The organism is Acinetobacter sp. 243_ASPC, from assembly GCF_001054715.1.
Classification (GTDB): domain Bacteria; phylum Pseudomonadota; class Gammaproteobacteria; order Pseudomonadales; family Moraxellaceae; genus Acinetobacter; species Acinetobacter soli.
Window position 1 is genome coordinate 1 of sequence record NZ_JVOR01000121.1, and the last position, 12,789, is coordinate 12,789.

Below are 12,789 nucleotides of genomic sequence, written 5' to 3' on the forward strand. Positions count from 1 at the left end.
AGAGGTGGATCAGGAAATTTGAACAACACTTATAAGTGATATTTTGCTCCCCAAATGATGTTATAAACATCAATATATGGAGTATTTTATGGCACGTAGACCAAGAAGAAATCATTCAAATGATTTTAAAGCTAAGGTAGCACTTGCTGCGATTAAAGCAGAAAAAACACTTGCTGAATTGAGTGCTGAATTTGATGTTCATCAAAACCAAATTATCGACTGGAAAAATCAACTGATTTCAGCTTCCTCGCAAGCTTTCGATCAATCAAAAGCTCCAACAGAACCACCCATCGATCTAAAAAAACTACATGCAAAAATCGGTGAGCAGGCATTAGAAATTGATTTTTTAGAAGGTGTGTTGAAGAAACTGGGCCGCTTCAACCACAAAAGTTAATCGATGACTCACTTCAGATTTCAGTATCTAAGCAAGCTCAGCTGCTGAAAGTCTCCCGTGGTTGTTATTACTATCGCCCAAAACCTGTGAGTGCATCAGATCTGAAGCTGATGCGGTGTATGGATGAGTTACATATGCAATACCCTTTTGCAGGTAGCCGTATGATGCGTGATTTGTTGAATCGTCAAGGACATCATATAGGACGACGTCATACACGTACTTTAATGAAGAAAATGGGCATTAATGCGTTATATTGCAAACCAAATTTAAGCCAGGCTAATCAAGCTCACCGCAAATATCCATATCTGCTCAAAGGATTGGCTATTCAGCGCAGTAATCAAGTGTGGTCTACGGATATAACGTATATCCCTATGGCAAAAGGCTTTGTTTATTTATGTGCTGTGATTGATTGGCATAGCCGCAAGGTACTAGCGCATAGAGTATCGATTAGTATGGAGGTTACATTTTGCATAGAAACATTAAATGAAGCTATTGAAAAATATGGTCGACCTGAAATATTTAATACAGACCAAGGCAGTCAGTTTACCAGTGATGCATTTATTGATGTATTGAAATCAAATGGCATTCAAATCAGTATGGATGGTAAAGGTCGATGGGTTGATAATGTGATGGTTGAACGATTATGGCGGAGCGTTAAATATGAAGAGGTGTATCTCAAAGCTTATAGCAGTGTCACAGATGCGAAAAAGCAATTGAGTGCATATTTTGAGTTTTATAATCTGAAACGACCTCATTCGAGTCTAGACAAAATGACACCAAATGAGTTTTACTATGATCAGCTACCCCAACAAAACAAGGTGGCTTAACTAGAGCGGAATATCACTTATAAATACGCTTTTAGTTGTTCAAACATGTGGGACCACCTCTTTTTATAGGTCTATGATGCGACATGCCTAGCCAGAGAGTAGGGAGAAATGAGAGGAGTTGTGTGAAGAACCATTCATACTGTGTACATAAAATATCGCGATGCTGCTCTTGTTGGCAAAAGTGAATCATGAGCCAAGAAAGACAACCCCTAAGCCTGCACCACAGATCATGATCCATAACGGATGAATTTTTTTGACCAGTCCCATTGCCGCAGTGAATACCACAATCGCAATCAGAAACATATTTTGTGCTGATGCATCTGCAATCAGCCATGCACTGACCAAAACCAGACCGACTGTAATGGGTTTTAATGCCTGCTCAAAACGACCACGTAATGGATGTGCTTTAAATCGATCCCAGAATTTTAATGCATATACAGTGATAATCGATGAGGGGCCAAATTTTGCCAATGAGGTCACCAGCAAGCCAGCTGGGCCTGCAACATGCCAGCCAATCAAGGGGATAATCATCATATTGGGGCCGGGTGCCGCCTGTGCCATGGCAAATAGCGAACTAAATTGCTCAGCCGTCATCCAGTGATGTACATTCACCACCTGATGCTGCATTTCAGGCAAAATGGCATTACCTCCACCAAAGGCCAATACAGACAATTGCGCGAAAACACCTGCTAAAACCACCAAAACCGATATCATGCTTTTCGAGCTCCCAAAATGACAAAATTGATGACCAGTAAAATCAGTAAAGTGAGCGCCAAGGGAATTTTCACGATCAGCATAAATATAAACGTCAGCACGATGGTCAGGGCAGTTAAGTAACTTTTCATGATCGGGCGTAGCATTTTTAAACCTGTGGCAAACAGTAATCCGGCCGCGGCTGCAGCAAGGCCTTGAATCATGTGTCTTACAGTTGAAAGATGTTGAAAGTGTTCATAAATTTGATACAACCCCAGCACAATCAAAGTGGGTGCTGAAATGAGCCCTAAAATTGAACTGAATGCACCTTTTACGCCTTGAAATTGCATTCCAATGGCAACAGACATATTAATAATATTGCCTCCGGGAAGAAGCTGGCACACTCCGAGTAAATTGGTAAATTGTGCTTCATCGAGCCATTTCTGGTCTTCAACAATCATGCGATGTGCCAGCGGTAATACTCCACCAAAACCCATGAGCCCAAGTTTCATAAACCCCATAAACAAAGCCTTACAACTGGGCGTAGATGTCTGTTCACTGGCTATTGGCATGGCGTGTACTTTCATTAAACCCTCATACTGTTAAATCTTTGATAGACATAGCATGAGCCGATCATGGTATATTTACAAATGCTATTTTTGCCATTAAACATACCGAAAAGGTATAGCGATGATTGATATTCATAAACTCAATGCCTTTGTGGCGGTGGTCGAGGAAAATAATATTTCCAGAGCAGCACAGCGTCTGCACATGCAGCAACCGCCTCTTACACGACTGATTAAAAGCCTTGAAGAAGAGCTTGAAATTCAGTTGCTTAAGCGACTGCCTCGTGGCGTTGAAGTAACTGAAGCCGGCAAAGCACTGTATGAAGAGGCACTCACCATTTTGGCACATGCACAGGCCATTCCCAGACGAGTACAGAGCATTGCACAGGGTAAAGCTGGACAGCTCAATATTGGCTTTACCAATTCGGTCGGCTTACATCCATTTTTACCTGCATTATTACGTCGATATCGTGATCAGTTTGCTCAGGTCTCGATTCATCTAGAAGAAGAAAGCAGCGGTGCGCTCATCGATTCAGTCATGAACGAGAAACTAGACATTGCATTTTTAAGAAAACCGGCCCCTGTAAGAACCGAACTACACAGTGTGCATGTACTGAACGAACCTCTCATTGTGGCTTTGCCAACCAGTCATCCTTTGGTAGAACATCCTGATACGATTCGTTTAATTGACCTTGAACCTTTTGAGTTTGTTTTATATCGGCGTCTTGCTGGTCAGGATTTGTTCGACAATATTTTAGCCAATTGCTATCAGGCTGGATTTAGTCCAAATATTATTCAGGAAGCGCCAAGGCTCACATCGAGTTTAAACTTGATTGCCGCAGGCATTGGGTTGTCGATTGTGCCAGCATCCATTCAAGATTTCTGGAATAAACAAATTGTTTATCGGTCACTCGAAGCAAAAAAGCCATGTATTGCACCAATTTATGCAATTTATCGGGCCAAAGACAACAATATCCGTGTGACGCATTTTTTGAATCTGTTGAAAGCCAGCCAGTCATTTGAAAATGTAGTTAATATTAATGAGTAAAATGATAGAAATTTAAAATCGGGCCAACCAAATGTTGCTGTGATTTATCTAACGTGACTTTGATTTCTCGAAAGTTAAAGTCGCCATCATCACGATATTTTGCAACGCCATGCGTTTTATTATTCAGCTTCGGAATCTGATAACTAAAGAAAGCGCTATGTTTGGATGGATGTACCACATTCAACAATTTCTGTGAGTCTTTATAACCGCCAAATTCATTTTCTATGCTTTCTTTTAAAAGGTTTGGAAAATACAGGCTGGCATAGGGCATACCGCAACCAACACAAACTGAAGAATCATATAGTTCAATGGCTTGTTTTTGATTTTTGCTCATCAACAATGCTGAACCTGTACCATTTGCCCCAGCATTTGCTTCGATATCTTGCCAATCTTTTGGAACCAGTACCGCGCCAATTTCAGGTAGTCCGACCAATTTAAGTTGCTTTGCTAGATTAGCACCAAGCTTAAAATCAAAATGACAGCTTTTTGCTGTACACGATTTAAAGCCTTTTAACAGTCCATCATTGACGGGATTAGGTGCGGTAACACCATAAAAAGGAACGCGAACATCATTGCTAAAGGAGACTTCACCCAATGCATATATTTGATTGATTGCTTGGCGTTGTTTAGCTGTATTTGAAAATTGAGGAAAAGACGGCTCAAACGTGGATACTTCAGCATGTGTCAACGGAAGCCAAAGTATCGAACCTAAAGAAAGAATAGTTTTGATGATCAATTTTATCATTATAAGGATAGATCCCAATAAAATAGCTGTTTTAAAGCTAGCATATTTTTAATACAAGCGTGTATGACTGTTCCATTCAAAAAGGTTTTAGAATGATGGATAGATTCATAATAAGTTGATGAGAATTCCAAATGATCCAACTAAAAAAAATAGTGTCAGGTTGTGGCTTTATGGCAATAAGTTACTTTGCCTTTGCACAGGATATTCAGGGCACTGCCTTTACCCATCAAAACTGGGAGGTGTATTGTTCAAATACTGGAACTTGCCGTGCCGCGGGTTATCAAAGTGATGACGGTCAGCAAAATCCAGCATCGATTCTACTTACTCGGGCGGCAGGGCCAAAGCAGCCTGTACGCGCACAATTTGCGCTAGCAAATGGCGGCGAGGATAGCATTGCTGCCAATCAAGTCAAGAATATTCATTTTTATATCAATGACAAAGATTTGGGTGCTGTCGCCGTGAAAGGGGTTGAATCGCCATTGATGGGCACGCTTTCGGCTGCACAAGTGAATGCATTGCTCAAACAAGCTTCGCAGAAAACCAAGATGAGCTTTAAAAATTCGCATTACGTTTGGAATATTTCCGATGCAGGTATGACCGCCGTACTGCTTAAAATGGATGATTTACAAAAACGTATTGGTACCACGGGAGCTATCGTCAAAAAAGGTAGTGCAAATGAATCGAATGTATTGATGCCTCAGCCTAAATTAATGATTAAAAAGGTAAAAACAGCCGATCAGCCATATCTCACCCTAAAACCCAACACCAAACAATATCAAAGCCTGCATACACGCTTGTTAGCTGCAAATCCAAAACCAAAAGAAACCGATTTTTGTGAAGGGATTTATAACGGCGCGGACAAAGGTGTGAAATCTCAACCTATTCAGTTGTATAAACTCACCAACGGTAAAGTTTTGGCTACAACCTTATGCGTGCGCGGTGCATACAACGAAGGCTACGGCGCATGGGTATTAGACCAGTCATTGCAAGGGCAGGCCACGTATGTGACCGAATGGGCAACCGACATTGCTTCTGGTGAAATCAGCAGTGCGTTTAAAGGCAGAGGAATTGGCGATTGTTGGTTAGAGCAATCATGGATTTGGGATGGACAACGCTTTGTACAAAATCAAAACAGATGGACAGGAATGTGTAAAAATATTGCGGCTGGTGGTGTTTGGGAACTCGATCAGATCGAAGCGGTGGTTAAATAATTAAACTGTGAACATAAAAATAGCCAAAGGAAACATCATGCTTCAGCACAAGATTGGTTTGATTGGAATAATTTTAATAGGTGCATCCGCCTGCTTGAGTGGCTCTGTTTTTGCTGCACCTTTACAGATTCTCGATTTCAAAACTGGACAACTTAATCAAACGACTCAAGATCAACTCTGTAAGCAACTCAAAGACCTATGTAAAAAAGGGGTGCAATGGAGAAGCCTAATAACTCCAGATCAGAATTTGTGGGTTTTATCGAATCGTAATGATGTTGCACAATTTAAGCCGACAGCGATGGGTTATAAATTGATTCGACAGTGGAATATCGTGACAGTCGCCAGCGAAGACGTTGGTCAAAAACAATATGTATTTCCCAAACTTTTTCCACTGACTCAGCAGCGTTATGCGATTGCAGTCATCGATCAGTTTTCAGAAATGTATTCGGGTGGTGGTGCAAAAATAGAACAAGCCAGTTTTTATGAACTAAAAGATTCAGGTCAGGCATATCGCTTTATTAAAAATTATCCATTTAGTTTTAGTCGTATGGTTCGAGCCTGTTTTTCAGAGCAGGACTATGCAACTTCAAAAGGGCATTGTCATGATGAAGATGGCTTGAGTCTGGATATTCGGCCACTCAAGCCGATGCTATGGCAATTTCGTTATCGCTATCATTTAGATGTATCACCAGCATCCGATTCGGGTGAAAAATCTTATAAGGGCAGTCGCGACTTAAATATCGATTTAAATCGAGTACCAAAGCAGCCCAATATTCCTGAAAATTGGAATTATACCGGTCAGGGTTAATTGTGATATTTACAGCCACCTAACAGATTAAATAAAACAAAATATGCTAAAAGTAGGCAATTGCAGATTGGAGTGAAACTTATGTTACAGCGTCGTGATTCGTTATTGGGGCAAAAACGTTCTACCATTGCGTGTACATTTACACTTGTAGCGGCCATGTTTGGAGCAACTCAAATGGCAAATGCTGGCCCTGCGGTGGATCAGTTGAGTGATTGCTTGGTGAAATCGACCACAGCAGCCGATAAAACGACGGTGTTGCAATGGACATATGCGGCGTTGTCGGTGCATCCCGATTTAAAAGCATTTAGTAATGTGAGTGCTGAGCAAAAAGATCAGCTTGACCAAAAGCTTGCGCAAGTGTTGCAGCGAATTATTATCGATCAATGTTCGGCACAGACCAAAAATGTGATTCAAACTGAAGGCTTGCAGGCAGTGGGACAGAGTTTTCAGCAATTGGGGCAAAATGCAGGTGAAGAGATTGTAAAAGATCCGGCAGTGAAACAGCAGTTACAAGGAACGCTTCGTTATATCGATTTAAATAAAGTGGCGATGACGTTTTTGACGCCGGGTTTATTAAATAAGATTGGATTGTAATTTTAAACTTAAATATTAAGGATGGAGAATGTTGGTTATTGAATGAGTTTTAAAAAATAATTTTTGTATAAACAATGGTTGGATTTGCGGTTATTCAATGCAAAAGAACAAATTGACTAAAGTCAATTTCCACAAAACTATGATTTTGCAAGGCAGCAGTTAAATCATATGATGATTGTTGAGGAGCTATTTCGTGCTCGGCTTGAGCAACATGCACCACCGCATACCCAAATCAATACGCCTGACTTGCCAATTTTGCAAGAATTACAGCAACGGATTGCGACTTCTATCTAATATATGGTTTATTGGGTTTGTGTAAAATTCAAGCGTAGAGGGAATAATGTATACAGAATTAGCTACAAAATGAAAGACTTTAACTGTGTCTTGAATCTTCGAGTTTGGAAATAGAGGATACTTTTTTGACGCTTATATAACTTTATATTTTGAAATAAAAAACCTGCAATTAAGGAGCAGGCTCTTAGTGAAAAATTACCCTATATATTTCATTAATTCAGGGATATATGGTGCTAAAGAAGACCAAAGAGTTGCGATTGATGCACTGTTGGATAACAAAGATTCTAATGCTGATTTTCTTTCAGTATTACCTTTAGCATTTTCAAAATTATTTATATCAGTATTTAGAGTCTGCTTTATTGGATTAGGCTCTTGGGAGTTATTAATAACCTCACGGATTTGATTACATACTTGTTGTAATGCTTGATTATTAATTTGATTAACAGTCATTGTATTGTTATGACCACTTTGAATCATACTTTGCTGTATTGGCGCATTATAATTATTTTGAATAGTTGTGTTGGGTTTCATTATCGGATCAATATCATCCATTTGTATGGTGCCTTTTTGAAGTCTATATGTTTTGGTTTGCTTAAGTAGATTTAATATGTCTGAAATTTGGTCAATATCGGCGCAGATATATTTACAAATGTTAATCATTTCAAGTATAGACCATTCGTAAAACTCAAGTTCATGAATCCTTTCTTCAACTGCTTTATATGTACTTTCACAAATATTTTTATGGTACTTGAGGTTTACAGATAGGTGATCTACTAGCTTTTTTAGCGTTGGTGTAATTGGTGGATAAGTTGAGTCGAATATAATACTGTTTAAAGAAATAACGGTATCACGTCCTTTACCATAGATTTTTGAGATTAAAAAATTATCTTCTGGTTCTAACTTTTTAAGGCAATCATAAAAATGTTCAATGGACTTATGATGTATAAATTGTTCTTCATATTCCTTCATATTTTTACGTTTGACTTTTATAATTTCAATTTGTTGGTCGATATCAATAATTTCATTTGTGATAGCATATGACATAGTAAAAACCCCACATTTGTGAGGTTTTATACCATGAAATCAATTGACTAGCCAACGAGTCAACCAATCAATTTCTTCATCAATTCATTCACTTGAGCAGGATTGGCTTTGCCTTTTGAAGCCTTCATCACTTGACCTACAAGGCCATTAAAAGCTTTCTCTTTACCAGACTTATACTCTTCAACCATTTTTTCATTGGCTGCAAGTACGTCTTTAATAATGGCTTCAATCGCACCTGTATCAGTTTCTTGTTTCAAACCTTTTTCTTGAATAATGGCATCGGCAGATTTGCCTTCATCCCACATAAAGCCAAAGACTTGTTTTGCAATTTTGCCGCTGATGGTGTTATCGACAATACGTGCAATCATGCCACCCAATTGTTCGGCAGACACAGGCGAATCTGCAAGCTCTAGGCCAGCTTTATTTAAGGCACCAGAGAATTCACCCATCACCCAGTTTGCAGCAATTTTACCGTGTGCTGCACCACCAGCCGCTGCCACAACCGCTTCATAAAAATCGGCCATTTCACGAGACAAGGTGAGTACATGCGCATCGTATTCGGTAATTGCAAATTCAGCGATAAAACGTTCACGGCGTGCAGCAGGAAGCTCCGGCATGGTCGCTTTAATTGCTTCAATTTGCTCATCTGCAATGATCACAGGCAACAAATCTGGATCTGGGAAGTAGCGATAGTCGTTCGCTTCTTCTTTAGAACGCATTGAGCGGGTTTCCATTTTGTTTGGATCAAACAAACGGGTTTCCTGATCAATTGTGCCGCCCCATTCCAAAATTTCCATCTGGCGCTCAATTTCGACATTGATCGCTTGCTCGATAAAACGGAACGAGTTGAGGTTTTTCAGCTCACAGCGGGTACCAAATGCATCACCCGGACGACGCAATGACACGTTACAGTCGGCACGGAATGAGCCTTCCGCCATGTTGCCGTCGGAAATTCCTAACCAGCGCACAAGCGTGTGAATCGATTTGATATATGCAACCGCTTCTTCAACCGAGCGCATATCTGGTTCAGATACGATTTCGAGCAATGGCGTACCGGCACGGTTTAAATCGATACCCGACTGACCTTCGAACTGGTCATGAATCGATTTACCGGCATCTTCTTCCAAATGCGCACGCGTTACGCCGATGCGTTTGACGGTGCCATCTTCAAGCTGGATGTCGATATGACCCAAGCCCACAATCGGATTGTCCATCTGGCTGATCTGATAGCCTTTTGGCGAATCTGGGTAGAAATAGTTTTTACGTGCAAATACAGAAGCCTGATCGATATATGCATCGATGCCCAAACCAAAGCGGATCGCAAGATTCACCACTTCTTCATTTAATACTGGCAATACACCCGGCATGGCCAAGTCGACCAAACTTGCTTGCGTATTCGGATCTTGTCCAAATTCGGTAGAAGAACCCGAGAAAATTTTAGATTGGGTTGCAAGCTGGGTATGAATCTCAATCCCGATCACCACTTCCCAACCATCAATCAGGTTCGACTTTGGCTTTTTTTGAGCTGCTTTTGAAGGATTATTCATTAGGCATTCTCCTCAGCAATTGCCGCACGTTGGGTGTGGAAGGTGGTGTCTTGTTGGTACTGATGCACAATTGAAAGCAATTGCGACTCAGACCAATAATTACCAATCAGTTGTAAACCGACAGGTAAATTGTTGCTGTCGAGGCCCACAGGCGCATTGATTGCAGGTAAGCCCGCAAGGTTCACTGCAAGGGTATAAATATCGCCCAAATACATTTCAACCGGTGTGAGATCGGCACCAATTTTATAAGCTGTGGTGGGTGCAGATGGCGCAGCAATCACATCGACATTTTCAAATGCTTTTAAGAAATCTTGCTGAATTAAGCGGCGTACTTTCTGCGCTTTTACATAGTAGGCATCATAATAGCCAGCCGAAAGGGCATAAGTACCAATCAAGATACGGCGCTGTACTTCTGCACCAAAACCTTCTGAGCGTGAACGTTTGTATAAATCCATCAAATCGACCGGATTTTCACAGCGGTAGCCGTAACGTACACCGTCATAACGCGATAGATTCGATGAGGCTTCAGCAGGTGCAATCAGGTAATAAGTCGGTACATAGCTTTCAGTCATGCTAAGGTCAATCTCGACCAGTGCCGCGCCCATCTCTTCCAGTTTTTTCAGAGATTCTTCTACGCGTGCTTTTACCTCGGCATCTAAGCCTGCCACATTGAAGTACTGCTTTGGAATACCAATACGCAGGCCTTTTAGTGCTGTTGCATTTAAGTTCGCTACGTAGTCATCGACGTCTTTTTTGACAGACGTTGAATCTTTGGCATCATGACCTGCCATCACATTCATAAGGTAAGCGCAGTCTTCGGCAGAGCGTGCCATTGGGCCGCCCTGATCTAGCGAAGATGCATAGGCGATCATACCAAAGCGTGATACACGGCCATAGGTCGGCTTTAACCCTGTTAAACCACAAAACGACGCCGGCTGACGAATAGAGCCGCCCGTGTCTGTACCAGTGGCAAACGGAGCAAGATCTGCGGCCACAGCGGCTGCCGAACCACCCGATGAACCGCCCGGTACACGGTCGAGTGCCCATGGGTTACACGTTGCACCAAAGTAGGAGCTTTCTGAAGTTGAGCCCATTGCAAACTCATCCATGTTGAGTTTGCCCAAGGTCACTAAACCTGCTGCATTGCCTTTGGCAACCACTGTGGCGTCATAAGGCGAAATAAAGTTGTCGAGCATTTTAGAACCAGCAGTGGTTTTAATGCCTTTGGTACAAAAGATATCTTTGTGTGCCAATGGAACGCCAGTGAGGAAGCCTGCGTTGCCAGCCTGACGCAAGGCATCGGCAGCATCGGCCTGAGCCAGTGCCTGTTCGTGGGTCACAGTGACATAACTTTTCACCTGAGCGTCGATTTTGTCGATGCGGTTCAGGTAATGTTGCGTGAGTTCGCGGGAAGAAAATTGAGCTTGGCCTAGACCCTCGGCGAGCTCACGAACAGATAAGCGGTGTAAATCGGTCATAAGTAAAAATTCTTTACGTTCAAAATTGTAAGCAATTTAAGTAGCGAGAGTATTATTCGATTACGCGAGGAACCAGATACAGTCCAGCTTCAGTTGCTGGAGCAACTGCTTGATATTCTTCACGATGATTAGTTTCCGTTACCGCATCTTGGCGCAACGGCTGCGGGGTATCAAACGGACTCTTTAGTGGCTCAACACCATCAGTATCGATACTTTTTAAGCTTTCCATCATGTCTAAAATTTTATTTAGACTTTGAGCATATTCGGCAGATTGCGTATCATTCAGCGACAATCGAGCAAGATTGGCGATTTGCGATACGGTTTGTGCATTTAAATCTGAATGCTGAGCATCCGATGTAGACATAACATCACCTAAGTCTGTATGAAAATTTGCAAATAATGTGGCTTATAATAAGCGATTGACTTGTTCAAAGCATCACATTTAGTTAAAGTTGCCAACTTGCGTCCATATAAAGTTTAACTGAGAACGACCCGTGATTCTAAAACGACTAATTGGCTTGTTTTCGCCAGATCTAGCCATTGATTTAGGTACAGCAAATACACTTATTTATGCACCAGGCCGAGGCATTATATTAAATGAACCGACTGTTGTGGCCATTCGTCACAGTGGCTCACAGAAAATTGTTGCTGCTGTAGGTCTTGATGCTAAACAAATGTTAGGTCGTACACCAGCCAATATTTCCGCGATTCGTCCAATGAAAGACGGTGTAATTGCCGACTTTGAAGTGACCGAGACCATGCTGAACCAGTTTATTGGTAAAGTCCACGAAAAGCGTTTATTCCCACCTGCACCGCGTGTTGTGGTATGTGTACCGTGTAAATCGACACTGGTCGAGCGCCGTGCCATCCGTGAAGCGGTATTTAATGCAGGTGCGCGTGATGTTCGTTTGATTGAAGAGCCAATGGCTGCTGCTATCGGTGCGGGTATGCCCGTCGAGCAAGCCTGTGGTTCGATGGTGGTCGATGTTGGTGGTGGAACCACTGAAATTGCGATTATTTCATTGCAGGGTTGTGTCTATGCCGATTCGTTACGTATTGGCGGCGATGTATTCGATGAGCAAATTATTCATTATGTACGTAAAGCGCATGGCTGTGTAATTGGTGAAACCACCGCTGAAATTATCAAGAAAGAAGTGGGTATGGCCATTGCCGACGACACTAAACTTGAAATTGAAGTGCGTGGTCGTAATTTGGCAGAAGGTGTGCCACGTTCAATTACCGTGACCTCTGACGAAGTGATGCAAGCTATTGCAGATCCATTACAAAGTATTGTCAGCGCGGTTAAATCTGCACTTGAACAAACACCGCCAGAATTGTCTTCAGATATCGCAGAGCGCGGTATTGTGCTGACTGGTGGTGGTGCGTTGCTACGTAATCTTGATAAATTACTCGCGCAAGAAACTGGCTTACCTGTGGTGGTTGCAGAAGATCCACTCACTTGCGTAACCCGTGGTGGTGGCAAAGTGCTTGAATTTTTTGATAATCCAAACCATGACATGCTTTTTGTAGGCTAATCCAA

At 41.8% G+C, this 12,789-nt stretch carries 14 protein-coding genes; 7 read left to right on the top strand and 7 right to left on the bottom strand.

All coding sequences use genetic code 11. The features are described 5' to 3' along the window. Window positions 1-76 precede the first annotated feature (76 nt). Window positions 77-1,221, top strand: a protein-coding gene (locus ADA42_RS18185; protein WP_100833519.1) for an IS3-like element ISAba14 family transposase whose coding sequence is annotated in 2 segments (ribosomal slippage) — window positions 77-341 and window positions 341-1,221 — 1,146 coding nt in all. Because the reading frame shifts where the segments join, the coding sequence is not laid out codon by codon here. Between the two features lie 186 nt (window positions 1,222-1,407). On the opposite strand, the gene ADA42_RS15860 is transcribed toward ADA42_RS18185, so the two are convergent. Continuing rightward, entirely contained in the window at window positions 1,408-1,935 is a 528-nt protein-coding gene (locus tag ADA42_RS15860) for a chromate transporter (protein ID WP_004935238.1), read from the bottom strand. Then, a complete protein-coding gene (locus ADA42_RS15865; protein ID WP_048766179.1) occupies window positions 1,932-2,501 on the bottom strand; it encodes a chromate transporter in 570 nt (189 codons plus the stop codon). The genes ADA42_RS15860 and ADA42_RS15865 overlap by 4 nt, the downstream gene beginning before the upstream one ends. 103 nt (window positions 2,502-2,604) lie before the next feature. On the opposite strand from ADA42_RS15865, the gene ADA42_RS15870 reads away from it, so the two are divergent. Beyond that, entirely contained in the window at window positions 2,605-3,528 is a 924-nt protein-coding gene (locus ADA42_RS15870) for a LysR substrate-binding domain-containing protein (RefSeq protein ID WP_004935244.1), read from the top strand. Here ADA42_RS15870 and ADA42_RS15875 read toward each other — a convergent pair. Continuing rightward, complete coding sequence (locus ADA42_RS15875) at window positions 3,518-4,273, bottom strand: DUF4850 domain-containing protein (protein WP_048766180.1); 756 nt, start codon at window positions 4,271-4,273, stop codon at window positions 3,518-3,520. The genes ADA42_RS15870 and ADA42_RS15875 overlap by 11 nt on opposite strands. 131 nt (window positions 4,274-4,404) lie before the next feature. Here ADA42_RS15875 and ADA42_RS15880 point away from each other — a divergent pair, with 131 nt between their 5' ends. From ADA42_RS15880 to ADA42_RS18900, 4 genes are all read left to right on the top strand, one after another. Next, window positions 4,405-5,484: a DUF1176 domain-containing protein gene (locus ADA42_RS15880; RefSeq protein ID WP_048766182.1), complete on the top strand. Its 1,080-nt coding sequence runs from the start codon at window positions 4,405-4,407 to the stop codon at window positions 5,482-5,484. A 37-nt stretch (window positions 5,485-5,521) separates the two neighbouring features. Then, on the top strand, window positions 5,522-6,292 hold the full coding sequence (locus ADA42_RS15885; RefSeq protein ID WP_048766183.1) for a hypothetical protein: 771 nt from the start codon (window positions 5,522-5,524) through the stop codon (window positions 6,290-6,292). A gap of 81 nt (window positions 6,293-6,373) precedes the next feature. Beyond that, on the top strand, window positions 6,374-6,886 hold the full coding sequence (locus ADA42_RS15890) for a hypothetical protein (RefSeq protein ID WP_048766185.1): 513 nt from the start codon (window positions 6,374-6,376) through the stop codon (window positions 6,884-6,886). Between the two features lie 168 nt (window positions 6,887-7,054). Beyond that, on the top strand, window positions 7,055-7,180 hold the full coding sequence (locus ADA42_RS18900; protein ID WP_193786305.1) for a hypothetical protein: 126 nt from the start codon (window positions 7,055-7,057) through the stop codon (window positions 7,178-7,180). A 195-nt stretch (window positions 7,181-7,375) separates the two neighbouring features. On the opposite strand, the gene ADA42_RS15900 is transcribed toward ADA42_RS18900, so the two are convergent. Genes ADA42_RS15900 through gatC form a run of 4 tightly spaced genes read right to left on the bottom strand, consistent with a single transcriptional unit; the run spans window position 7,376 to window position 11,613 of the window. After that, window positions 7,376-8,224 (bottom strand): hypothetical protein, encoded by an 849-nt coding sequence (locus tag ADA42_RS15900; RefSeq protein WP_048766187.1) that lies wholly within the window; start codon window positions 8,222-8,224, stop codon window positions 7,376-7,378. A gap of 59 nt (window positions 8,225-8,283) precedes the next feature. Beyond that, window positions 8,284-9,771 carry an Asp-tRNA(Asn)/Glu-tRNA(Gln) amidotransferase subunit GatB gene (gene gatB / locus ADA42_RS15905; protein WP_048766188.1) on the bottom strand — a complete coding sequence of 496 codons (1,488 nt, stop codon included), beginning with the start codon at window positions 9,769-9,771 and terminating at the stop codon, window positions 8,284-8,286. Next, window positions 9,771-11,249, bottom strand: coding sequence for an Asp-tRNA(Asn)/Glu-tRNA(Gln) amidotransferase subunit GatA (gatA, locus tag ADA42_RS15910; protein WP_048766190.1), 1,479 nt, complete (start codon window positions 11,247-11,249; stop codon window positions 9,771-9,773). Before gatA ends, gatB begins: the two co-directional genes overlap by 1 nt. A 52-nt stretch (window positions 11,250-11,301) precedes the next feature. Beyond that, complete coding sequence (gene gatC, locus ADA42_RS15915) at window positions 11,302-11,613, bottom strand: Asp-tRNA(Asn)/Glu-tRNA(Gln) amidotransferase subunit GatC (RefSeq protein ID WP_048766192.1); 312 nt, start codon at window positions 11,611-11,613, stop codon at window positions 11,302-11,304. A gap of 130 nt (window positions 11,614-11,743) precedes the next feature. On the opposite strand from gatC, the gene ADA42_RS15920 reads away from it, so the two are divergent. Next, a complete protein-coding gene (locus ADA42_RS15920) occupies window positions 11,744-12,784 on the top strand; it encodes a rod shape-determining protein (protein WP_004935270.1) in 1,041 nt (346 codons plus the stop codon). Window positions 12,785-12,789: the final 5 nt, after the last annotated feature.

Excerpts from the sequence above, each read along its gene's own strand:
- ADA42_RS15860 (WP_004935238.1), bottom strand. The coding sequence starts at position 1,935 with ATGATATCGGTTTTGGTGGTTTTAGCAGGTGTTTTCGCGCAATTGTCT.
- ADA42_RS15865 (WP_048766179.1), bottom strand. The coding sequence starts at position 2,501 with ATGAAAGTACACGCCATGCCAATAGCCAGTGAACAGACATCTACGCCC.
- ADA42_RS15870 (WP_004935244.1), top strand. The coding sequence starts at position 2,605 with ATGATTGATATTCATAAACTCAATGCCTTTGTGGCGGTGGTCGAGGAA.
- ADA42_RS15875 (WP_048766180.1), bottom strand. The coding sequence starts at position 4,273 with ATGATAAAATTGATCATCAAAACTATTCTTTCTTTAGGTTCGATACTT.
- ADA42_RS15880 (WP_048766182.1), top strand. The coding sequence starts at position 4,405 with ATGATCCAACTAAAAAAAATAGTGTCAGGTTGTGGCTTTATGGCAATA.
- ADA42_RS15885 (WP_048766183.1), top strand. The coding sequence starts at position 5,522 with ATGCTTCAGCACAAGATTGGTTTGATTGGAATAATTTTAATAGGTGCA.
- ADA42_RS15890 (WP_048766185.1), top strand. The coding sequence starts at position 6,374 with ATGTTACAGCGTCGTGATTCGTTATTGGGGCAAAAACGTTCTACCATT.
- ADA42_RS18900 (WP_193786305.1), top strand. The coding sequence starts at position 7,055 with ATGATGATTGTTGAGGAGCTATTTCGTGCTCGGCTTGAGCAACATGCA.
- ADA42_RS15900 (WP_048766187.1), bottom strand. The coding sequence starts at position 8,224 with ATGTCATATGCTATCACAAATGAAATTATTGATATCGACCAACAAATT.
- gatB (WP_048766188.1), bottom strand. The coding sequence starts at position 9,771 with ATGAATAATCCTTCAAAAGCAGCTCAAAAAAAGCCAAAGTCGAACCTG.
- gatA (WP_048766190.1), bottom strand. The coding sequence starts at position 11,249 with ATGACCGATTTACACCGCTTATCTGTTCGTGAGCTCGCCGAGGGTCTA.
- gatC (WP_048766192.1), bottom strand. The coding sequence starts at position 11,613 with ATGTCTACATCGGATGCTCAGCATTCAGATTTAAATGCACAAACCGTA.